General features: G+C 35.2%; 19 protein-coding genes and 2 tRNA genes. 11 read left to right on the top strand and 10 right to left on the bottom strand.

Annotation, left to right across the window (positions count from 1 at the left end; translation table 11 throughout):
* Positions 1–60: 60 nt before the first annotated feature.
* Entirely contained in the window at positions 61–1191 is a 1131-nt protein-coding gene (locus tag ACNQGJ_RS04045) for a DegT/DnrJ/EryC1/StrS family aminotransferase (RefSeq protein WP_417969830.1), read from the bottom strand.
* A gap of 257 nt (positions 1192–1448) precedes the next feature.
* Here ACNQGJ_RS04045 and ACNQGJ_RS04040 point away from each other — a divergent pair, with 257 nt between their 5' ends.
* From ACNQGJ_RS04040 to ACNQGJ_RS04025, 4 genes are all read left to right on the top strand, one after another.
* Positions 1449–2690, top strand: a complete 1242-nt coding sequence (locus tag ACNQGJ_RS04040) for a 3-deoxy-D-manno-octulosonic acid transferase (protein WP_417971344.1) — start codon at positions 1449–1451, stop codon at positions 2688–2690.
* A complete protein-coding gene (locus ACNQGJ_RS04035) occupies positions 2677–3123 on the top strand; it encodes a GNAT family N-acetyltransferase (RefSeq protein WP_417969832.1) in 447 nt (148 codons plus the stop codon). The genes ACNQGJ_RS04040 and ACNQGJ_RS04035 overlap by 14 nt, the downstream gene beginning before the upstream one ends.
* 23 nt (positions 3124–3146) lie before the next feature.
* Positions 3147–5315, top strand: a complete 2169-nt coding sequence (locus tag ACNQGJ_RS04030) for a S46 family peptidase (protein WP_417969834.1) — start codon at positions 3147–3149, stop codon at positions 5313–5315.
* Positions 5316–5503: 188 nt separating this feature from the next.
* Positions 5504–5695 carry a hypothetical protein gene (locus ACNQGJ_RS04025; protein ID WP_417969836.1) on the top strand — a complete coding sequence of 64 codons (192 nt, stop codon included), beginning with the start codon at positions 5504–5506 and terminating at the stop codon, positions 5693–5695.
* A gap of 179 nt (positions 5696–5874) precedes the next feature.
* On the opposite strand, the gene ACNQGJ_RS04020 is transcribed toward ACNQGJ_RS04025, so the two are convergent.
* The 4 genes from ACNQGJ_RS04020 to mutS all read right to left on the bottom strand — a co-directional run bounded on the left by ACNQGJ_RS04020 (position 5875) and on the right by mutS (position 9324).
* Positions 5875–6222: a YegP family protein gene (locus tag ACNQGJ_RS04020; RefSeq protein WP_417969838.1), complete on the bottom strand. Its 348-nt coding sequence runs from the start codon at positions 6220–6222 to the stop codon at positions 5875–5877.
* A gap of 174 nt (positions 6223–6396) precedes the next feature.
* Positions 6397–6482: transfer RNA gene (locus ACNQGJ_RS04015), tRNA-Leu, on the bottom strand.
* 14 nt (positions 6483–6496) lie between these two features.
* Positions 6497–6569, bottom strand: a tRNA-Gly gene (locus ACNQGJ_RS04010).
* A 148-nt stretch (positions 6570–6717) separates the two neighbouring features.
* On the bottom strand, positions 6718–9324 hold the full coding sequence (gene mutS / locus ACNQGJ_RS04005) for a DNA mismatch repair protein MutS (protein WP_417969840.1): 2607 nt from the start codon (positions 9322–9324) through the stop codon (positions 6718–6720).
* A gap of 159 nt (positions 9325–9483) precedes the next feature.
* Here mutS and ACNQGJ_RS04000 point away from each other — a divergent pair, with 159 nt between their 5' ends.
* The 3 genes from ACNQGJ_RS04000 to ACNQGJ_RS03990 all read left to right on the top strand — a co-directional run bounded on the left by ACNQGJ_RS04000 (position 9484) and on the right by ACNQGJ_RS03990 (position 12761).
* Positions 9484–9933 carry a DUF1573 domain-containing protein gene (locus ACNQGJ_RS04000; RefSeq protein WP_417969841.1) on the top strand — a complete coding sequence of 150 codons (450 nt, stop codon included), beginning with the start codon at positions 9484–9486 and terminating at the stop codon, positions 9931–9933.
* A 69-nt stretch (positions 9934–10002) separates the two neighbouring features.
* The gene (locus tag ACNQGJ_RS03995; protein ID WP_417969842.1) at positions 10003–10539 is read left to right on the top strand and encodes an RNA methyltransferase; all 537 of its coding nucleotides are present in this window, start codon (positions 10003–10005) and stop codon (positions 10537–10539) included.
* A 41-nt stretch (positions 10540–10580) separates the two neighbouring features.
* A complete protein-coding gene (locus tag ACNQGJ_RS03990; protein WP_417969843.1) occupies positions 10581–12761 on the top strand; it encodes an Ig-like domain-containing protein in 2181 nt (726 codons plus the stop codon).
* Positions 12762–12794: 33 nt separating this feature from the next.
* On the opposite strand, the gene folK is transcribed toward ACNQGJ_RS03990, so the two are convergent.
* Positions 12795–13934 (bottom strand): 2-amino-4-hydroxy-6-hydroxymethyldihydropteridine diphosphokinase, encoded by a 1140-nt coding sequence (gene folK, locus ACNQGJ_RS03985; protein WP_417969845.1) that lies wholly within the window; start codon positions 13932–13934, stop codon positions 12795–12797.
* 137 nt (positions 13935–14071) lie between these two features.
* Between folK and sppA the strand changes: the two genes are divergently transcribed.
* Both sppA and ACNQGJ_RS03975 read left to right on the top strand, forming a co-directional pair.
* Entirely contained in the window at positions 14072–15832 is a 1761-nt protein-coding gene (sppA, locus tag ACNQGJ_RS03980) for a signal peptide peptidase SppA (RefSeq protein ID WP_417969847.1), read from the top strand.
* A gap of 185 nt (positions 15833–16017) precedes the next feature.
* Positions 16018–18636 carry an AsmA-like C-terminal region-containing protein gene (locus ACNQGJ_RS03975; RefSeq protein WP_417969849.1) on the top strand — a complete coding sequence of 873 codons (2619 nt, stop codon included), beginning with the start codon at positions 16018–16020 and terminating at the stop codon, positions 18634–18636.
* Between the two features lie 220 nt (positions 18637–18856).
* On the opposite strand, the gene ACNQGJ_RS03970 is transcribed toward ACNQGJ_RS03975, so the two are convergent.
* Positions 18857–19651, bottom strand: coding sequence for a DUF2797 domain-containing protein (locus tag ACNQGJ_RS03970; protein WP_417971346.1), 795 nt, complete (start codon positions 19649–19651; stop codon positions 18857–18859).
* Positions 19652–19907: 256 nt separating this feature from the next.
* On the opposite strand from ACNQGJ_RS03970, the gene ACNQGJ_RS03965 reads away from it, so the two are divergent.
* Both ACNQGJ_RS03965 and ACNQGJ_RS03960 read left to right on the top strand, forming a co-directional pair.
* A complete protein-coding gene (locus tag ACNQGJ_RS03965) occupies positions 19908–21431 on the top strand; it encodes a GH3 auxin-responsive promoter family protein (RefSeq protein WP_417969851.1) in 1524 nt (507 codons plus the stop codon).
* Positions 21432–21443: 12 nt separating this feature from the next.
* A complete protein-coding gene (locus ACNQGJ_RS03960; protein ID WP_417969853.1) occupies positions 21444–21593 on the top strand; it encodes a hypothetical protein in 150 nt (49 codons plus the stop codon).
* A gap of 58 nt (positions 21594–21651) precedes the next feature.
* Here ACNQGJ_RS03960 and serB read toward each other — a convergent pair whose 3' ends face one another.
* From serB to ACNQGJ_RS03945, 3 genes are all read right to left on the bottom strand, one after another.
* Positions 21652–22890, bottom strand: coding sequence for a phosphoserine phosphatase SerB (gene serB, locus ACNQGJ_RS03955; protein ID WP_417969855.1), 1239 nt, complete (start codon positions 22888–22890; stop codon positions 21652–21654).
* A gap of 193 nt (positions 22891–23083) precedes the next feature.
* Positions 23084–23518: a VOC family protein gene (locus ACNQGJ_RS03950; protein WP_417969857.1), complete on the bottom strand. Its 435-nt coding sequence runs from the start codon at positions 23516–23518 to the stop codon at positions 23084–23086.
* 23 nt (positions 23519–23541) lie between these two features.
* Positions 23542–23982, bottom strand: coding sequence for an SRPBCC family protein (locus ACNQGJ_RS03945; protein ID WP_417969859.1), 441 nt, complete (start codon positions 23980–23982; stop codon positions 23542–23544).
* Positions 23983–23998: the final 16 nt, after the last annotated feature.

Raw genomic sequence — 23998 nt, 5'->3', positions numbered from 1 at the left:
TTAAATAGTATCTTATTACTATTCTTTGTAAAAAAAGACGCGATAAATCGCGTCTCTACATTATTTCAAAAATGCTAAAACGCTATCTGTGATAAACTTAATTTGCTCGTCATCCAATTCTGTATGCATCGGTAACGAAATTACTTCTTTAACCAATTGATTGGTAACGGGAAAATCTTCTTCTTTGTAACGAGAATCCAGATATGCTTTTTGTGAATGCAACGGAATTGGATAATAAATAGCACATGGAATGCCTTTGTCTAACAAATATTTCAGTAAGCCATTTCTATCAGCATCAATAATTCGCAAGGTATATTGGTGAAAAACATGGCAATCACAAATATCACAAATGCTTGGTGCTATGATATTTTTATGTCCTTCAAAAGCAATCGAATATTTTCGGGCTGCATCTTGTCTGGCTTTGCTGTACTGATCTAATAAAGGTAATTTAGCATTCAAAACCGCCGCCTGAATACTGTCTAAACGTGAATTCACCCCCACTACATCATGGTGGTATCGTTCATACATTCCGTGGTTTACAATGCCGCGAAGTTTGTGCGCTAATGCATCTTCATTTGTAAAAATTGCTCCGCCATCGCCATAACATCCCAGGTTTTTGGAAGGAAAAAATGAAGTCGCACCAACATGTCCAATCGTTCCTGCTTTCTTTTTTGTTCCATCCGAAAATTTGCAATTGGCACCAATGGCTTGCGCATTATCTTCAATAACATATAAATTATATTCTTTGGCGATCGCCATAATAGCTTCCATATTGGCGGCACGGCCAAACAAATGTACAGGAACAATCGCTTTTGTTTTTGGTGTAATCGCTTTTTTAATCCCTTCGATAGAGATATTCATATTGTACATATCTACATCGACTAAAACGGGAGTCAATTGCAGTAATGCAATTACTTCCACTGTCGCTGCAAAAGTAAAATCAGCAGTGATTACTTCATCTCCTGGCTTTAAATCTAATCCCATCATTGCAATTTGCAATGCATCGGTTCCATTAGCGCACGGAATAACGTGTTTTACGTCAAGATATTCTTCTAAAGATTTTTGAAACTGATGAACTTGAGGCCCATTAATATAAGTATTTGTGTCCAGAACCTCCTGAATAGAGGCATTTACAGTAGCTGCAATTTTATTATATTGACTTTTTAAGTCAACCATTTGGATTTTTTTCATTGAAATTTTTGTTAAAGTTCGCCTTTCGACTGCGCTCACGCTCAGAGTGACGTTATTTTAAGGTTTTAAGAAACAACAATCGCTTTCTTAAAACGAGTAACAAAAATAGCAATTTATGAGTTTAAACCAATGCAACCCACAATAAAAAAGATATTATTCCAATGAAATAAAAAGTGGGTTCCTAGCAACCAAAATTTATATATTTCTTCGGGAGAAACAAACCTAAAGAAAACGTATTTTAGCCCAAAATTTTGATGATGCTTTTTCTTTATACGTTACTTGTTCAAATTGCTACATTTTTATTAAAAATAGTGGCTCTTTTCAGTCCAAAAATTAAACTTTTCGTAGAAGGTCGAAAACAGGTTTTCACAACATTGGTACAAAAAATAAAACCTACCGACAAAACAATCTGGTTTCATGCCGCCTCATTAGGAGAGTATGAGCAAGGCCTGCCTGTGATTGAAAAAATAAAAGAACAATTCCCATCCCATAAAATCGTCATTACTTTTTTTTCGCCTTCCGGTTATGAAGTGCGTAAAAATAATACCGTTGCTGATGTCACTGTTTATTTGCCTTTGGACACCAAGAAAAATGCACAGCAATTTTTAAAACTCCTTCATCCGGATTTAGTGTTTTTTATCAAATATGAATATTGGCCCAATTATTTAGCGGAACTCAAAAAACGAAATACCAAAACCTATTTAATTTCGGGAATTCTTAGAGAAAATCAACTGTTTTTCAAATGGTATGGTGGCTTTTACAGAGACGCATTAAATGCATTCACGTACTTTTTTGTGCAAAATGAAACGTCAAAAAAATTACTGCAACAAGTAGGAAAAACGAATGTTTCCGTTTCTGGAGACACTCGATTTGACCGCGTTGTCGCAATTTTAGAAAAAGACAATTCCTTGGATTATATTTCTCAATTTAAAGACGATACAATAACTATTGTCGTAGGAAGTTCTTGGCCGAAAGATGAAAATATAATAGCGGATTTCATTAATTCGAATACCGTAAAGGTCAAATTTATCATTGCGCCACATAATATTAAAAACGAACAAATTCAGCAGTTACAAAACAACATCACTAAAAAAACCGTTTTATTCTCTGAAAAAGAAGGAAAAAACCTTGCTGATTTTGACGTTTTTATAATTGACACCGTTGGTGTTTTGACAAAAATATACAGTTATGCCGATATTGTGTATGTAGGCGGTGGTTTTGGAAACCCCGGAGTTCATAACGTATTGGAACCGGCAACCTTTGGAGTTCCAATACTCATCGGCCCCAACTATTCGCATTTTGCAGAAGCAACCGCATTGGTTAATATGGAAGCGTGTATTGCTATTACCGATAGTAAAGAGCTTGACGACGCACTGACAAACCTCATCAGGAATGACGATATACGGCACGAAAAAGGACATATGTGCAGCACTTTTGTACAAATGAATAAAGGAGCTACAGCTATTATTCTAAAACACATCTTGAATGATTCAATTTAAACCATTAGTCCTCACTGACGTTGAAACGATTGTACCCATGATGCAAGAGTTTTATGCAATTGACAATTACCCCATTAATATTGACGTTTCTAAAGCGTTATTGCAAGAATTTATTTCCAATGAAAATCTGGGACAATCATGGCTCATTTTATCCGATAATGAAATCGTAGGATATATTATTCTCACCTTTATTTTTAGTTTTGAATACCAAGGAAAAATTGCTTTTTTAGACGAATTATTTCTTATCAAAAAAATGAGAGGAAAAGGATTGGGCACCAAAGCCCTTGAATTCGTTCAAAGTGAAAGTCAAAAACTATCGTTGAAACTAATTTATCTGGAAGTGGAACAGCATAACGAAAAAGCACAAAAATTGTACCTTACAAGTCGTTTTGAGTTGCACAATAGAAAACTGATGAAATATAAAATTAAATAAAATCACACCCTAAATTAATTACCATGAAATTTTTAAAATTAGTCTTATTATTATTTTTCATTCAGTCGCAAGCGCAACAGGGCGGAATGTGGATTCCTTCGCTTTTGAAGGGAATGAATGAAACAGAAATGAAAAATTTAGGCATGAAAATGTCTGTGAAGGAGATTTATGATGTTAATCAATCGAGTTTAAAAGATGCGGTTCCACACTTTAATGGTGGCTGTACCTCCGAAGTTATTTCTCCTAAGGGATTAATTTTAACGAATCACCATTGCGGGTTTTCGCAAATTCAATCGCACTCTACGGTAGATAATGATTACCTGACGGATGGTTTTTGGGCGTACAAAATGGAAGACGAATTGCCTAATAAAAACTTAACCGTTGCCTTTATTGTGAAAATTGAAGATGTAACCACATTAGTTTTAGAGGGAACTATTGCTTTGACCAGCGAATCAGAAAAACAAAAGAAAATTCAAGAGAATATTACGGCACTTACTAATTCGTTACCAAAGGAAAATTGGCAGGAAAATAAAATTCGTACGTTTTATGAAGGCAATCAATACATGCTATTTGTAACGGAAACCTTTACTGATGTGCGTTTAGTTGGTGCTCCGCCATCCTCAATAGGAAAATTTGGTTCTGATACAGATAACTGGGTTTGGCCGCGTCATACGGGAGATTTTTCCTTGTTTAGAATTTATGCTGATAAAAACAATCGTCCTGCTCCTTATGCAAAAGACAATGTTCCGTACACTCCAAAACACTTTCTGCCAATTTCACTTGATGGCGTAGCCGAAGATGATTTTACATTGGTTTTTGGCTATCCGGGAAAAACGAATGAATATTTACCTTCTGTTGCGATTGAGCAAATTGTAAACGAATTAAATCCGGCTAAAATTGAAATTAGAGATAAAGCATTGAAAGTAGCCGATGGCTTCATGAGAAAAGACAATGCTATTAAAATTCAATACGCCTCAAAATATGCCCGAATTGCTAATTATTGGAAAAAATGGATTGGCGAGACTCAAGGATTAAAAAAATCAAATGCCATTGCTATTAAACGAGAATCTGAAAAAGCCTTTCAGCAGAAAATAACCAAAGCAGGCAAAGAAAAAGAATACGGTAGATTATTAGCTGATTTCGAAAAAAACTATGAAGAAATAGCGCCCTATGCCGCTGCCAGAGATTATTTTACAGAAGTGGTACAACTGAACACCGAATTACTAAGTGTTGGTTATAAATTATATCAGCTGGAGCAAGTTTACAAAACCAAAGGAGAACAAGCGTTCACAGATCGAAAAAACAATTTAGTAACGGGTCAGGAAGCTTTTTACAAAGATTTTAATGCAACTGTTGATGAAAAAGTTTTTGAACAGTTGATTGAATTGTATGCTACCAAATCTCCAAAACAATTCTTAACCCAAAGTTTACTTCAAGTGAATTCTAAAAGTTTGGCCTCGGAAATATATACCAAATCCAAACTTAAAAATTATGCAGGTCTGAAAGATTTATTAACTGGCGATGTACAAACCGTATTGACAAGTTTAAATAATGACCCCGGTTTTCTGATGGTGAAAGAATTAGCTGATAAATACTTGATAGAAATCGCACCAAAATACGACGAAATCAATTTAAAGATCACAGCATTACAACGTACCTATATGAAAGCGCAATTGGAATTAAATAAAGACAGCAGAATTTTTCCCGATGCCAATAGCACATTACGAATTACTTATGGAAAAGTAAAAGGATATGAACCGAAAGATGCTACGTTTTACAAACCTGTAACCTATTTAGATGGCGTAATGGAGAAATACATTCCCGGAGATTATGAATTTGATGTTCCTACCAAATTGATAGATCTCTATAAAACTAAAGATTACGGTCCATATGGTGAAAACGGAAAAATGCCGGTATGTTTTATTGGTACAAATCACACTACGGGAGGCAACTCAGGAAGCCCTGCGATAGACGCTAACGGAAACTTAATAGGACTTAATTTTGACAGGGTTTGGGAAGGAACTATGAGCGATATCTATTACGACCCTAGTATTTGTAGAAACATTATGGTTGACATACGCTACGTATTGTTTATTATGGATAAATATGCGGGTGCAAAAAACTTGATAAGTGAACTGAAATTGGTTCATCCAAAGAAAAGCAAACCGCTGAAAAAGAAAAACTTAAACTAAAATCAAGGAGTTAACATTGATATAACGCATTTAATAATTATTTGCCGTAACTGGCATAATAATTGTAATTTGTTTCGGCGTTGACAAAAAATATTATTTTTTAAAAAAAAAATAAAAAAATATTTTACGTATTAAAAAATTTATATCTTTGCCACGAATTAATAATTAACCTTTTATATTAAATTAAGATGAAAAAAGTATTTTTAAGTTTAGCTGCTGTTGCTGTTTTGACTGTTGTATCATGTAAAAAAGCTGACGCTCCTGCTGAAGACACTGTAGCTGTAGACACTACTGCTGTAGTTCTTGACACTGTTGCTGTAGTTACTGATTCTACAACTATTGTTACTGACACAACTGCTGTTACTCCAGAAAGTAAGTAATTTTTAAAATTACACTGAAAAATAAGCTGCGCATTGCGCGGCTTTTTTTTGTTTTATTTTAAAAATATTTTAAATTAATTTGAGCTTTATTCCAAGATTCAATTATTGATCTGTAGGAAAACAAAAAGAGAGTCATAACAAATTAGTCAAGACCTTCTTTATATACTCATCTAAGAGGTTTAATCAATAAATACAAAATCATTTCCAGAGAAATCTAATACCTCTGAATTTGCCCCATATCGTACAATTTCATCAATTCCTTTTTGCAAACGCAACGATGTGGTATATTTTCTACTGGTTGCAAAATGATTTGCTCCTATCATCAATTTAAAATAGAATTTCCCACTTGTAGATTTAAATTTTAAAAAGTCAGCGGAATGCATAGAAGTTTTAAATTTTTCAATATCTTCTTCGCACTCAAACTTGAGTTCATAACTTAAACTTGTAAAAACAACTTTTCCTTTTCTTGAGGTAAAAACAAATTTATATTCGTCGTTATATCGTTTACTAATTACAAAAGCTCCCATAATCTACTTTGAAATGAATTGCATCATTGAAGCCAAAGCCTCAATACTGATTATTATTGCTTTTAAGCCACTCTAAAAACGCCAACCGATAAGGTTTTTCATAAGTGGCACAAACTAAAGATGGATTTGTTGTAAAATAAAAAAAGCTCCAAACATAGTTTGAAGCTTTTTTAGTACTCAGAGCGGGACTTGAACCCGCACGAACATTGCTGTTCACTGGATTTTAAGTCCAGCGTGTCTACCAATTTCACCATCCGAGCATTATGTGGTGTCGAGCGAAAAACGGGGCTCGAACCCGCGACCTCGACCTTGGCAAGGTCGCGCTCTACCAACTGAGCTATTTTCGCATTTTCAATTTTTAGAAAGAACCGCGATACTTGTTCTGTATTGCGGATGCAAATTTAGGACATTTATTGAATTACACAAGCCTTTTTTACAAAAAAATTACACATAAATCTTAACCTTCTGATAACGTCTACTTTAAAACTTGCAAAACTATTTTCTGGTCAACATTCTTTTAATTTCATTGAGTTTCATCAGCGCTTCCATAGGTGTAATGGTATTGATATCCAGATTTAAGATCTCTTCTTTGATTTCCTCCAATAAAGGATCGTCCAGATTAAAGAAACTCATTTGCATTTCGTCCTTTGCAGCTTTAATTCCGTTCAACGCATCACTCGAATGATTTTTTTCTAATTTTTTTAATAGTTTCTGTGCTTTCAAAATGACGATTTGAGGCATTCCGGCCATTTTTGCCACATGTATTCCAAAACTGTGGGCACTTCCTCCTTTTACCAATTTTCGAATAAAAAGCACTGTATCTTTCAATTCTTTGACCGCCACATTATAATTCTGAATTCTTGGTAGTGATTCACTCATTTCATTCAGCTCATGATAATGCGTGGCGAATAATGTTTTGGGTTTTGAAGGATGTTCATGTAAAAACTCCGCAATGGCCCAAGCGATTGAAATTCCGTCATAGGTACTCGTTCCTCTTCCAATTTCATCCAACAGCACCAAACTCCGATCGGAAATATTGTTCAAGATAGAAGCTGTTTCATTCATTTCGACCATAAATGTAGATTCTCCCATCGAAATATTATCACTGGCGCCTACTCTGGTAAATATTTTATCGACAATTCCCATTCTCACACTGTCTGCAGGGACAAAACTCCCCATTTGACACAAGAGCACAATTAATGCGGTTTGACGTAAAATAGCTGACTTTCCAGACATATTAGGCCCCGTGATCATGATCAATTGTTGCGTTTCACGATCCAAGAACACATCATTGGCAATATAAGGCATGCCAACCGGTAATTGTTTCTCAATGACTGGATGCCTTCCGTTTTTGATTTCCAGTTCGAACGTTTCGTCTAGTTCTGGACAAACATATTTATTTTCGATTGCCAATTGGGTAAAAGAACACAAACAATCCAACTGGGCCACCAAATTAGCGTTCATCTGAACTGGTTTTATATATGTAGCAATCCAATTGACTAATTGCTCGAATAACTCTACTTCTATTTTATGAATTTTCTCTTCGGCACCAAGGATTTTAGTTTCGTACTCTTTTAATTCCTCAGTAATGTAACGTTCCGCATTGATTAAGGTTTGCTTTCGAATCCATTCAGCAGGCACTTTATCTTTATGCAGGTTTCTCACTTCGATATAATAACCAAAAACGTTGTTGAAAGATATTTTCAAAGACGAAATTCCTGTCAACTGTGATTCGCGTTTTTCGATTCCGTCCAAAAATTCCTTTCCGGAAGTTGATATTGCACGTAAATCGTCTAATTCTGCATTGATTCCTTTGGCGATCGCGTTTCCTTTGGCAATAGCCACGGGAGCATCTTGATTTAAAACGGTTTTGATTTTTTCACGTAATAATTCGCAACTGTGCAAACTGTCACCGATTATTTTTACGGCTTCTTGCGGGCTTCCTAAAGCCAAAGTTTTTATTGGAATAATGGCATCCAAGGACTCTTTTAAATAAACCACTTCGCGAGGGGATACTTTTCCAGCTGCAATTTTCGAAATCAAACGTTCCAAATCAGAAATTTGCTTGATCTGATTCTGAATGTTTTTCAGCACGGCTGGATTGTCTTTTAAATAAGAAACCACTTGATGGCGGCTCTGTATTTTATGGCTGTCTTTCAATGGCAATGCCAACCAGCGTTTCAACAAACGACCGCCCATCGGGGAAAGCGTTTTATCAATAACATCAAGAAGCGTTACCGCATTGGGATTGTAACTGTGGTACAACTCCAGATTTCGAATGGTGAAACGATCCATCCAAACATAAGCGTCTTCGGCAATACGCTGAATGGCCGTGATATGTTGCACTCTATTGTGTTGCGTTTCGGATAAATAATACAAAATTGCACCCGAAGCAATAATTCCTTCTTTCAGTTCTTCGATTCCAAATCCTTTCAAAGAAACGGTTTGAAAATGCTTGGTTAAGGTTTCGAATGCATAATCTTCTTTGTAAATCCAATCTTCCAGATAAAAGCTATGATAGTCATCCCCGAAAATTTCCCGAAAATCATTTTTATTATTTTTAGGAATCAGAACCTCACTTGGGTTAAAATTCTGCAGCAATTTATCGATATATTCTGCATTTCCTTGTGCCGTTAAAAACTCACCTGTAGAAACATCTAAAAAGGAAATTCCTATTGATTTATTGGCAAAGAAAATGGAAGCTAAAAAGTTATTAGTTTTAGATTGTAACACCTCATCATTCATTGAAACACCGGGCGTCACCAGTTCCGTAACGCCACGTTTCACGATAGTTTTAGTCATTTTTGGATCTTCGAGCTGATCGCAAATTGCCACACGAAGCCCTGCTTTTACTAATTTTGGCAAGTATGTATTCAGGGAATGATGCGGAAAACCAGCCAGAGCCGTTTCAGTCTCAGAGCCCGCTCCACGCTTAGTTAGGACAATTCCTAAAATTTTTGAAGCACGAACTGCGTCTTCTCCAAATGTCTCATAAAAATCTCCGACGCGAAACAAAAGACAAGCATCAGGATACTTTCTTTTTATTTCATTGTACTGCTTCATTAACGGAGTTTCCTTAACTACTTTATCTTTAGATGCCAATTGTATGAGTGTTTAAAAAATGAAAAAAATATCAGCGAATTTATATATTTAAAAACAAATAAATAAGGAGTTCAAAAAATTAAACTATTTTAAGAAAGATTTAAGTTTTAATTTCTATTTTTTATTTAGATTTGTATACACTTTTAAATATAAATAGATATGAAAAAAATAATTACCCTAGCTATGCTAGTTGTTTTAGGAGTTGTAACTTCTACTGCACAAGAAACTTCAAAAAAATTAAAAGCAACAAATACTAAAGTGGCTACTGCAAAAGTAAATGGTGCAGGAATGGTTTTCGTAACTGAAACTATTGACTACGGTACGATTGCCCATAACTCTGATGGTAAACGCGAATTTGTTTTCACAAATAACGGTAACAAACCTTTAATAATTACTAATGCTCAAGGATCTTGTGGTTGTACAGTTCCTACTTATCCTAAAGAACCAATTGCTCCTGGAGCAAAAGGAGTTATTGGAGTAAAATACGACACTTCCAGAGGTGGCCAGGCTTTTACTAAAACAGTAACATTGACAACTAATGCGGTTGTGCCTAACAAGACACTTACAATAAAAGGAAATGTTTTAGCCGCTGAACCTTCAAAAAGCTAAATTTTTACTTAATACACACAAAAGCTTCCATTAAATTCGGAAGCTTTTTTTTTGAATAATTCACAAAATATGAGAAAGCTAGAAAACAGCGAACTGGATCGAAAGTCTATTGAAGCATTTAAACAATCTGAAAAAACACCGCTGATTTTAGTATTAGACGACATCCGCAGTTTGCATAATATAGGATCCGTATTTAGAACTGCCGATGCGTTTCTAATTGAAAAAATATATTTGTGTGGAATTACAGCCACACCTCCAAATAAGGAAATCCATAAAACAGCACTGGGCGCAACAGAAACAGTAACTTGGGAACATCAGGAAAATGTTCTTGAAGTTATCAAAAAACTAAAAGCAGAAAATGTAATGACGCTCGCCATAGAACAGGTGGAGAGTGCCGTTTTTCTTCAAAATTTTAAAGTTCAAAAAGGAGCAAAATATGCTTTAGTTTTTGGAAATGAAGTACATGGCGTTTCACAAGAAGCAGTGGCGTTATGTGATGGTTGTATTGAAATTCCACAATTAGGCACCAAACATTCTTTGAATATCTCCGTAAGTGCAGGAATCGTAGTTTGGGATTTATTTCAAAAAATGAACTGGCCAAAATAAATTAATGTTTTTTCAAACAAGAAAAACAATACTTTTATAAAATGGGAAAACATGTTTTTTTTAAAATAATTTTAGTTTTAATATTTTTTACTTCGAATGTAAATTACGCCACAAACTTTGATTATTCGACAAAAAAAAACATTTCCAGTAAAACACGAAACACTTTAAATTTTTTTGATAAAAAAAGAGCTAAGAAATCAGTTGCTAATACTGCTCCTGTTCTAAATGCTCAGAACAATAATCAACCTTACTGTCCTGGAAGTTTTTTGAATATTGTAAGTGATATGTCAATAACGGATACTGAAAATGCAATTACATCCATATATATCCAAATTTCTTCTGGCTATGTGAATGGAGAAGATCTATTGTCTTTGGCAGGAATTCATCCATCAATTACAAGTGGTTGGGATGGTTTATCAGGGAAATTTACCTTAACCGGATCAACAGGACAACCGAGCACTGCAGCCTTCATAGCCGCCATAAAAGACATAACATATTCCAGTAGCAACACATCTCCTTCCGGAATTCGTAGTTTCTCAATTACAATAGGAAAAGCAAATTACTTAGCCCGAAACGGTCATTATTATGAATACATTTCGAATCCCGGAATCAGTTGGACAGCAGCAAAAGCAGCCGCAGAGAATAGCACTTATTTTGGACTACAAGGTTATTTAGCTACAATTACAGCCCAAGATGAAGCACAACTTTGCGGAGCACAAGCAAACGGAAATGGATGGATCGGTGGCAGCGATGCCGAAACAGAGGGCCTTTGGAAATGGGTAACTGGACCAGATATTGACAGAGTTGTATTTTGGAATGGAGGAGCGAACGGCACATCACCAACTTATTCAAATTGGAACAACGGAGAACCGAATAACAGTAATGGAGTTGAACATTATGCACACGTTAAAGCACCTGACGTTCCAGGAACACCTGGATCGTGGAATGATTTACAATTGAACGGGGATGCAACAGGAAACTATCAAGCCAAAGGATACATTGTAGAATACGGTGGAATGCCCGGAGAACTGCCATTACTAATTTCAACAAGCACAACAATCAGGATACCTAAAATCACAAATACATCTCCCTTAGAAAGATGTGATTCAGGAAGCGTGATGCTTAAAGCCACAGCGTCTGACGGAACTGTTAATTGGTTCGATACTGCAACTGGAGGGAATCTATTAGCAACAGGAAACTCCTACTCAACGCCAAATTTATCTACAACCACAACCTATTATGTGGATGCAGGTGCTAATTGCAGTGCCCCTCGAACAGCAATTACGGCCACCATAAATACAATCCCTACTATAACAGCTACCAATTCTCCCGTTTCTACATGTGGAGCAGGAACTGTAACGCTGGAAGCAACCGCTTCTACTGGCAATGTAAACTGGTATTCCAGTTTAACTGACAGCACTATTATAGGAAACGGAACAAGTCTGACTGTACCCAATGTAACTCAAAACACAACTTATTACGCAGAAGCCATAAATAACGGATGCACTAATGGTAACCGAATTTTGGTTGAAGTTAACATTTATACTCCTCCAGTTGTTATGGATCAGGAAGTGACACTGTGCAAATCCAGCACTTTAATACTTGATGCACAAATCCCTAATATGACTTATTTATGGTCCACTGGCGAAACTACGGCAACAATTACTGTTGCTACTACTGGGATTTACACCGTTGATGTAAAAAGTCCTGCACCTGAAAATTGTACCAGCAGAAAAAAAATTACTGTTGTGGAACATGATTCTCCAAAAATAGATAGCATTGACGTTAACGCTACAACAGTGGTGATTTATTTAAAAAAATCAGAAGATTATTTTGAATATTCTGTTGACGGAATCAACTATCAAAGTTCGAACGTATTTTTCAATGTGTCGAGCGGTTTACAAACGGCGTCTGTCAGGGAAATCAATCATTGCGGGGCAGACAGTAAAACATTTGTAGTTTTGATTGCTCCAAAATTCTTCACTCCTAACAATGACTCCTATAATGACGTATGGGAAATAAAAGGATTAATTAATTATCCGGGAGCCGAAGTCACCATTTTTGATCGTTATGGAAAATTAATTATTAATCTAAGTGCAACCAATCAATCGTGGGATGGAACTTTTAATAAAAATCTTTTACCCGCTGACGATTATTGGTATGCATTAAAAATTGACGACACAAGCCTTGTAAAGAAGGGGCATTTTTCTCTAAAAAGGTAATTGAATCCATCTTAATAGTTCAAACAGCAGTGTTTATTGTTGATTAATCTTCTTCTGTATTTGTTCCAAAATATAAAGATAGTCTTCTTGATTTTTTACAAAATCCCTATTAGAAACATCAATAATTAGAACATTCAAATCGGTTTGTGATTTAATATAATCCAGATAACCACTATTGATTTTATCCAAATATTCAGTTGGGATTTTTTGTTCGTAGCTTCTACCGCGTTTCTTAATATTTTGCAACAGCCTTTCTGAATTCTGATACAAATAAATGTACAAATCTGGTTTTGGCATTTCTCTATAAATGATATCAAACAGGTTGCGATACAAACGATACTCGTCTTCGGCCAAGGTTATTTTCGCAAAAATCAACGATTTAAAAATATGATAATCGGCAACTAGAAAGTCTTTAAACAAATCAAACTGCGCTAAATCATCTGATAATTGCTGGTATCTATCTGCAAGAAATGACATTTCAAGCGGAAATGCATATCGGTTTTGATCTTTATAAAATTTAGGCAAAAACGGATTATCTGCAAAACGTTCCAATACCGTTTTCGCATTAAAATCTTCAGAAATTTTTGTGGCCAAGGTAGTTTTACCCGCTCCGATATTCCCTTCGAAAGCGACATAATTAAATTGCTCTAACGGAATATTCTGCAAAGGATTTACTAAATTCTGAACTACTGTACAAACACTTTTATCTTGGGTCAACACTAATAATTCAGCAATACTTTTTTGAAGTATGGGATGATGCCAATCTAAATTCAGATCCTGAATGGGCAACAGAACAAAATTCCTGTTGTGCATCAGCGGATGTGGAATTTGTAGTTTTTCGGTAGCAATAATTTCTGAATCGAAAGCAATTAAATCAATATCAATAGTACGAGATTGGTATTCCTGCGTATTGTTTCGTATGCGTCCCAATCGTTTTTCGATTTTCAAAACCGAAGTAAGAATTTTATGAGCAGAGGAAAAAGTGTGCAAAACCAACGCGCAATTGTAAAAAGCATCACTTTCAAAACCCCAAGCTGGAGTTTCATATAATCTGGAGACTTTGATTACAGTACCAATTTCTTGATGTATCAATTCTAAGCAGCGCTCGATATTATCCAAACGATTGCCTTGATTACTGCCTATAGATAAAATGACCTGATGTTGTGATTTCATAATTAGGCGCAAATTAACTAAAAGAATTTTAGAATTAGCAATATATTTGTATCCTGTATTGATAATTAGACTTAGAAATTTCTAATAATTGTTTGTAACCTTTTTATCTTTTTTGCGACATATTAAAAAATATAATTATGAGATTTTTAGGAAATGTATTGGCGACCATTATAGGTATTTTTGTTTTTTTCATGTTGTTCTTTTTTGGAATCATCCTTGTTGGAGCAATTTTTGGCGGTGAATCTGAAGGCGTTACAGTGAAAAATAATTCTGTTATTGAATTAGATTTGGAAGACATCAGAAACGATTATGCCGGAAAATATAAGGACCCTTGGGTTACTATTTTTTCAGAAAACAAAAAAGTAGGTTTGTCAGATATTATCAATGCCATTGAAGAAGCCAAAACGGATGCTGACATTAAAGGAATTTCGATCCTAAACAATACTTCGTCATTAGGGATGGCACAAAGCAAGGCCTTAAGAGATGCGTTGGAAAGCTTTAAAAAATCAGGAAAATTCGTCATGGCTTATGCCAATTCGTATTCGCAAAAAGAATATTATCTAAATTCTGTTGCCAGCCCAATTTACATAAATCCGGTTGGAGAAATGGATTTTAAAGGATTGTCATCTGAAATTATGTTCTTTAAAGATTTTCAAGAAAAATCGGGATTGAAAATGGAAGTAATTCGCCATGGAAAATATAAAAGTGCTGTTGAGCCGTTTTTAGAAAACGAAATGAGCGATGCTAACCGAGAACAAACTACTGCATTATTAAATTCAGTTTGGAATTCCATTACTGCTGACATTTCTAAAAGCCGAAATATATCTGTGGCTAAATTAAATGAAATTGCCAATGGACTTCTCGCCCGAACTCCCGAAATGGCAAAATCCCAAAAATTAGTTGACATTATTGCCTATGAAGATGTGTATCACAACGCCATCCGAAAAGCACTTAAAGTAGCCAATGATGAAGAATACAATAAAGTATCTGTTGTAGATTATGCTCAAAAAGTTGCTACCACATCCCAAACTTTTGACAGTAAAGACGAAATCTCCATAATTTATGCCCAAGGTGAAATTCTGAGTGGCGAAGGCGATGTAAATGTTATTGGCGAAGGCTCTATGCGCCGCTCGTTACAAGAGGCTCGAAAAAACAAAAATGTAAAAGCTATTGTACTTCGTATTGACAGTCCTGGCGGAAGCGCTTTGACCTCCGATTTGATCTGGAGAGAGATTGAATTGACTAAAAAAGTAAAACCCGTAGTGGTTTCTATGGGTAATTATGCCGCCTCAGGCGGGTATTATATTGCCTGTAATGCTAACACTATTTTTGCCGAGGAAAATACAATTACCGGTTCTATTGGCGTTTTTGGAATATTACCCAACTTCACACCATTGGCTACTAAAATAGGAATTCATACCGAACAAGTTAAAACACATCAAAACTCAGCTAATTATAGTCCTTTTGTTCCTATCGATGAAAATTTCAAAGCCGTGACGTTAGAAGGTGTGGAACACATTTACAAAACCTTTGTCACCCACGTGGCACAAGGTCGAAAAATGACTTTTGCACAAGTGGATGCTATTGCACAAGGAAGAGTTTGGACTGGTGCAGAGGCATTAAAAATTGGTCTTGTAGATAAAATCGGAGGTTTAGATGACGCGGTTGCAAAAGCGGCTTCATTGGCAAAAATAAAAAGTTTTAGCACACAAAATTATCCGGAATACGAAAAAAACTTTGATGACCTGTTAGCTAATCTTCCTTTCGTGAAATCAAAAGAGAACTTTATAAAAGAAGAAATAGGAGAAGAAAACTATAGAATTATGCAACAAATTAAAAAATTACAAGCGCAAAAAGGAGTTCAAGCGCTGATGCCTTTTGAAATTAATATTCATTAAGAACTTTTATAATTCACTAAGAAATCCGTTTAATCAATTGTTTAGACGGATTTTTTTTAGCAGAAAGTTAAATTATTGTTTATAAAAAACACCAAAAAAATTACTCTGTCCTAAAAATACTATTTTTACAGAAGAATATAAGGCATTATTTTTGCTCCACTTATAGAATTTAAAGAAATTAAATTATGGTAAAGAAAATTTTAAAAATCATTGGAATTCTGATTATCCTACTCGTCGTGACTTTATTTGCCGCGCCTTATCTTTTTAAGGGCCAAATAAATGCGAAAATTTCTGAAGCCATCAATGCCAAAGTAGATGCCAGAGTCTCTTTTGCAGAAGCGGATTTAAGCTTATTCAAAAATTTCCCAAATGCGAATGTTACGTTGGAAAAGTTAGTCATTATAAACAAAGCTCCTTTTGAAGGTGACACATTGATTTCACTAGGCGAACTAAATTTAAAAATGTCAATCAAGGAACTTTTCAAAGGTAAAAACGAAGCGATAGCTATTGATGGGATCACTTCGAAAAACGGATTAATCAATATCATTTTTAATAAAGACGGAATCGGGAATTACGACATAGCTTTGAAAGAGGAAAAAACCAAAGACGATGGAAAAAGCAGCCCGTTATCCTTAAAAATTCAAGATTACAAAATTGAGAATTTCAAGTTCCGATATTTTGATGAAAGTTCAAAAATAAAAATGGTAATTGACAGTTTAAACCACGAAGGAACTGGCGATTTTGCAGCCCAAAAATTAGATTTGGTAACTAAATCAACTGCGAAAGTTTCGCTAGATTTAGACAAAGTCAATTACATGAATGATGTTGCTTTGACTCTAGACGCAGTTTTGGGAATCGATTTAGAAAAAAGCAAATACACTTTCAAAAAAAATAAAGCGTTAGTCAATCAGCTACCGCTGGAATTTGATGGATTTATTCAAATGGTGGAAGCGGGTCAAGAATATGATTTGAAATTTAAAACGCCTACATCTTCTTTCAAAAACTTCTTAGGAATTATCCCTGCCGCATATGCATCGAGTTTGGATAACGTTAAAACAACGGGAGATTTTACCGTAATGGGTTTTGCAAAAGGCTTCTATACTGATACAACGGTGCCCAAATTTAATGTTAAAATCACATCCAATAACGCTTCCTTTAAGTATCCTAATTTACCAAAAACGGTTCAAAATATCAGTATTGACACTAAAATTGTAAATGAAACCGGTATCTTGAATGACACTTATGTCAACATTGATCAACTTTCGTTCAAAATAGATCAAGATGTTTTCAACGCCAAAGCCAACATTAGAAACATAACACAAAATGCATTTGTTGATGCTGCTTTAAAAGGAACTATCAACTTAGCCAATCTCTCTAAAGCCTATCCGATAAAGTTGGACAAACCATTATCCGGGATTTTAAAGGCCGATGTGACTACCAAATTTGATATGCTATCCGTAGAGAAAAGTCAGTATCAAAATATAAATAACGCGGGAACAATGAGTTTATCCGGTTTCAACTATGTGGATGAGAACGGCAAAACAATGAACATTAGCACTGCTTTAGTTCAGTTTAATCCCAGTCAAGTCAATTTAAAAGAGCTGAACGCGACTACAGGAAAAAGCGATATTAGTGTAACGGGAGTTTTAGAGAATTTCTACGGATTTATATTTAGAAATCAAGAATTGAAAGGAAACTTCAACATGAATTCTAAACAATTAGCCGTTGATGATTTTATGACAACCGGAGAAACGAGTCAAACGAACCCAGCGGTTGCGGATAAAAAAGCAGATGCAATGAAGATTCCCGCTTTTTTAAATTGTACGCTTACCGCAAAAGCAACTACGGTTCTATATGATAATTTGACCCTGAAAGATGTTTCGGGAAAACTGATTGTGAAAGACGAAAAAGTTACTTTAGAAAATGTAAAAACATCAATTTTTGGAGGAACAATTGGCGTAAATGGAGCTGTTTCCACAAAAGGAAAAACGCCCGTTTTCAATATGGATTTGAAACTAAATCAAGTCGATATCGCACAGTCTTTTACCCAACTGGATATGCTGAAAAAAATTGCGCCAATCGCCGGAATAATCAATGGGAAATTAAATTCAAGCATCAAATTGAATGGAAATCTGGATGCAACACAGTTGACTCCAGACTTGGCAACGCTAACCGGAGATTTATTAGGGCAACTGCTTTCAACGACAGTCAATTCAAGTAATTCGACTTTACTGACTGCTCTAGGTGCTAACTTGAAATTCATTGACGTGAGTAAAATCAATTTGAATGATTTGAAAGCTGCTGTTACGTTCAAAGATGGAAAAGTAAATGTAAAACCATTTGATATTAAGTACAAAGATATCAAAGCGACTATTGGAGGAACGCATGGTTTTGACCAAAGCATGAATTATAATTTAAAATTTGATGTTCCCGCTAAATATTTGGGTTCAGAAGCGAATGCGTTAATTGCAAAGTTATCTGCTGCCGACGCGGCAAAATTAGAAAGCTTTCCGATAAATGCCGTATTAGTGGGTCATTTTACAAATCCAAAAATCACTACCGACATCAATACTGCGGTAACAAAATTGACTACTCAATTAGTAAACCAGCAAAAAGACAGACTAGTAAAACAAGGAACGTCGGCTTTGACGGATTATATCAATAAAAATAAAAAACCAAGCGATACCACAAAAGCGGCTACTCCAGCAACTAAAGAAGAGGTGAAAGCTAAGGCTACAGAATTACTAAATGGATTGTTTAATAAAAAGAAAAAAGTAGAAGAGCCTAAAGTGCAACAAGAATAATTTGAATAAAAATACCGGCTTCACTAAAAATGAAAATAACTTGTATTTATGATTAAACCATTAAGAAATTAAGAAAAATTAAGCCCTACAGTTTAACGAAACTTAATTTCTTAATGGTTAAAAAAACTCCAAAAAAGGCATTAGAACCAAAACGGTAGGTTTTCTAAATTCTAAAAAGCAGGAATCTCTATTTTAAGAGATTCCTGCTTTTTTGTAAATTTTACACATTAATCTGTACCACATATCCTTCTGAACCACGGATATTAAAAACTGTTCCATCTTCAAAAAGCAAATATTGCCCTTTTATTCCGGTAAGTTTTCCCTGAAAGTGCGGTGTTTTATCCAAGCTCAAACTGTTTACTTTACTTGGATACTGCATTACAGGATAAAGCATCTCACATAAATCGTTTTTTTGCGAATAGAAATATTCCTGAACTTCGGTTGGAATAAGATTCTCAACTTTCAATCGTTCTGCAACTAAGTCAATTTGCCCGACATTATTCGTCAGCATTTTTCTCCAATTGGTTTTATCGGCATAATAATTTTTCAGCGCCACCTCTGTAATTCCTGCCAAATATCGATTGGGAACTTCCACAATCGAAATCGCTTGGGTTGCGCCCTGATCAATCCATCGGGTTGGCATTTGTGTTTTTCTGGTCACTCCTACTTTGACTTCGCTCGACAAAGCTAAATATACAATATGCGGTTGCAATTGCACTTTTTCCTCATACACCAAATTTCTGTCCTGAATTCCAAGATGCGCGGTACTCAATTCTGGTTTCATAATCCAATCTCCAACAGCTGCACTGGAATAAAAGCAATCATAACAAAATCCCTGACGAAATATTTTTTTCTTCTTGCCACAATTCAAACATTGGTATCCAACAAAATTAATTTCCATGCTTTTATTCAGCAACTGATTCATATTTAAAAAGTTATTTTCAAAAACTAAATAATATTGAATTGGGTTTCCAAATTCGGTTTGCATTTTTGTAAGTACACCTTCGTAAGTCATTATGATTTTAGATTGTTGATTAACTAGTTCTGATTTTAGATTTAACACCACGCTTTTAGGATTTAAATTATTAGAGTCCCTTTTCTGAGTTTAAATCTTTACCAAAATATAGAATTGTTTTTTATAAAAAAACACTATTTTTGATACTTTGACAAAGTTAGTATTTGTCAATTGATATTCAAATCTTAAATTTTAGTCTTTTTCACATGGAAAAAATCTGAAATCAACAATCGTTAATCAACAATCTAAAATCTATATGCCACTCACCATAATCAATTCGTTTGCCTCTTGGGTTCTAAAACAAAGAATCCATCAGATCGAACTTTTCCTAAAATATCCAAATGAAGTTCAGGAAGAATTGCTTATGAATTTAATTCAGTCATCCAAAAATACGGTTATAGGCAAAGAATATGATTATGCTTCGATACATTCGTACGCGACTTTTGCCGAAAGAATTCCTATCTCCACTTACGAAGAATTACATCCTCTGATTGAAAGAACCCGAAAAGGAGAACAAAATGTTTTTTGGGAAACACCCATAAAATGGTTTGCAAAATCTAGCGGAACAACAAATGCCAAAAGCAAATTTATTCCGGTAAGTAATGAAGCCTTGGAAGATTGTCATTATAAAGGAAGTAAAGATTTGTTGTGTTTGTATTTAAACAACAACGAAGATTCAGAACTGTTTCTTGGAAAAAGTCTGCGTCTAGGCGGAAGTTCCCAAATTTATGAGGACAATAACACGTTCTTTGGAGATTTATCGGCGATCTTAATCGAGAATATGCCTATTTGGGCTGAGTTCAGCAGTACACCCAGCAACAAGATTTCCCTTATGAGCGAATGGGAAACCAAAATTGCTGCGATTATAAACGAAACAAAAAATGAAAATGTAACCAGTTTTGCTGGAGTTCCTTCTTGGATGTTAGTTTTAATGAATAAAATGCTGGAAGAAACCGGAAAGGGAAATTTATTTGAACTTTGGCCACACTTAGAAGTTTACTTTCACGGAGGCGTAAATTTTGAACCCTACCGAGAGCAATACAAAAAAATACTACCGAAAAAAGAATTTAAATATTACGAAATATACAATGCTTCCGAAGGCTTTTTTGCCATTCAGGATTTAAATTATTCCAGTGATTTATTATTAATGTTGGATTACGGAATTTTTTATGAATTTATTCCAATGGATACTTTTGGGACACCAAATCAAAAAGCAATTCGATTGGCAGATGTAGAACTTTGCAAAAATTATGCTTTGGTAATTACCACCAATTCGGGTTTATGGCGCTATTTGATTGGCGACACCGTTCGTTTTACGTCATTGAATCCCTACCGGATTCGGGTAACGGGAAGAACCAAGCATCACATTAATGTTTTTGGCGAAGAATTGATGGTCGAAAACACGGATCAGGCTATTGCCAAAGCGTGTAAACTGACCCAGATGGAAGTAGTGGATTACACCGTTGCGCCTATCTTTATGGAGGGCAAAGAAAAAGGCGCCCATGAATGGATGATTGAATTCAAAAACAATCCCGCGGATGTATCTCAATTTCAGAAAGCATTAGATGAATCCATACAATCTTTAAATTCAGATTATGAAGCGAAGCGTTACAACAACATGACATTAAATCCGCTTGTCATCAATGTAGCCCGAAAAAATTTGTTTTATGATTGGTTAAAATGCAAGGACAAATTGGGTGGGCAACACAAAATTCCAAGACTTTCTAACCAAAGAGATTATTTGGAACAACTAAAAAGCATGCAGTTGGAAACTGTATAAAGATTGGAAAAGATGAAAAATACCTTCTACATCTTGATTACCCTTTTTTTCTTGAGTTCCTGCGGGCCGCATAGAATGAGTTGTGGCGTCAGAGGAATTTGTAAATCTCCCGAAAAACAAACACTGGAAAAACCTGAAAAAATATTTAGCATTAAAGTATAAAAAAGGCCGTCCGAAAATCACTTTTTGAACAGCCTCTTTTTATAATTATTGTCGTATTTTACTCCTCCTCCATCATATCAATATGCCTGTCGTGGTAACCTAACAGGTACAAAACACCGTCGAGACCCAAGCTAGAAATTGAAGTAGCTGCATTTTCTTTTACGGTAGGTTTAGCATGAAAAGCAATTCCTAAGCCTGCCAAATTCAACATCGGCAAGTCATTGGCACCATCACCCACCGCAATGGTTTGGTTGATGTGAATGCCTTCTTTATTGGCAATGGCTTGCAGATATTCTGCTTTCTTTTTACCATCGACAATTTCTCCGAGATAATTACCCGTCAATTTTCCGTCAACAATCTCTAATTCATTGGCGTGAACATAATCAATGCCTAATTCCTTTTGAAGGTGTTTTCCAAAAAAGCTAAAGCCTCCGGACAAAATAGCGGTTTTATAGCCGTAATATTTCAAGGCTTTCATTAAGCGATGCGCTCCTTTTGTTATGGGCAAATTTTCAGCAACAGTTTGCAACACGTCTTCGCTCAACCCTTTTAACAAGGCCATTCGTTGCTTAAAGCTTTCGCTAAAGTCGATCTCGCCGTTCATCGCTGATTCTGTAATCGCACGTACTTGCTCACCCACACCCGCTAACTCCGCTAATTCATCAATTACTTCGGTTTGAATCAAGGTCGAATCCATATCAAAACACACCAAACGTCTATTTCTTCGATACATATTATCTTCTTGAAAAGAAATATCCACATCTAACGTTCTGGAAATTTCCATAAAACTGGCAGTCATGAACGTTTTATCGACAATGGTACCCGTTACCGACAATTGTATACACGAACGAGGAAATTCTTCTTTATCAATAATAGAAACCCTACCTGTCAATCTTTTGATAGCGTCAATATTTAAATTTTGGTTTGACAAAATCCTCGTCACAGCTGCCACTTGCACAGCGGTCAGTGTTTCTCCCAAAACATTAATGGTATAGCGTTGTTTGCGTTGTGCTTTGACCCATATTTCATACTCAGCAATAGAAATCGGAATAAATTTTACTTTAACACCCAATTCATATGCTTTAAACAATAAATCTTTTAAAACAGGAGCAGACGAAGAACCCGCTTTTATTTCAAATAAAATACCTAACGACAAGGTGTCATGAATATCCGCTTGTCCTATATCTAAAATAATGGCATCATAAGTCGCCAAAATGGATGTTAAACCAGCAGTCACACCGGGTTTGTCCTGACCAGAAACTTTTAATAAAATAACCTCTATTTCTTCTATTTGCATTTTATAATTATTTGATTTAGAATGGACAAAAATCGACAATCTGACGTTGATAAAAAAAAATAATGTTCCTTTTTTTTAACAATAACAAATACTTCAAATTACCCATAAAAAAACCTATCCAAATGAATGAACAGGTTAGTATTTATGAGAAAAACGCAATCCACCAGTAAACCAGAATACTTTTTAACGCTAATTATTCTTCATTCTCATCAAAATTTACCATCCAATTGATCCCAAATTTATCAACGAACATTCCAAAATAAGCACCCCAAAAGGTTTGATTCATCGGCATAGTAACCGTTCCACCAGCCGAAAGCCCATCAAACAATTTATCCGCTTCCGCTGCACTTAAGGCATTAATTGAAATTGAAATATTTTGTCCAATAGCAACTGCTCCACCTGCGGAATTACTGTCGCTTCCCATCAATACAGATCCATCACCTATTGGCAAAGTAACATGCATGATTTTATTTCCATCTACTTCAGAAAGCACAGGATTGCCTTCCTTTGGTGGCATATCCTTATATTTGCCAATATAAGGGAATTCCCCGCCAAATACAGATTGATAGAATAGAAATGCTTCTTCGCAATTTCCATTAAAAATTAAATACGGATTAATTGATGCCATAATTGTGATTTTAAATTAATATTTTATTTTTCTTCTGCAAGTTTCTTTACCAAATCTAGGGCTTTAGGAAATGTGGTTTTGAAATAATCAACATGCTTTTCGAGGGAATCCATTTTCGTTTCTAAAATAGTCATACCATTAATTTCCATCAAAAGATAGGTTTCCATCGCGCCAGCCCATTCTTGAGCAGCAGCATCAACAGGCATTTCCTGAAAGTTTTTGATTTCACTCAAATGTTTAAAAGCAATATATTCATTATCAATTTTCCTGTAAATAATGCTGTTCATCCCGTCTCCATTTGGAGATAGAAAATGAATTGTATTGCCTTCTTGCCAATCGCTGACGGCATAAGTTCCTTCACAAAAAACGGATGTCCAATCTTTGTATGTTTTTTCATTCCATAAAACGTCCCAAACTTTTTCTTTTGGCGCATTGATCTCGATTTTAAATTCCAGTGGTATCATCTTGTATTTTTTACGA

This window comes from Flavobacterium cryophilum (assembly GCF_048286555.1).
GTDB lineage: Bacteria > Bacteroidota > Bacteroidia > Flavobacteriales > Flavobacteriaceae > Flavobacterium.
This window is presented reverse-complemented; position numbering and strand designations above follow the sequence as displayed.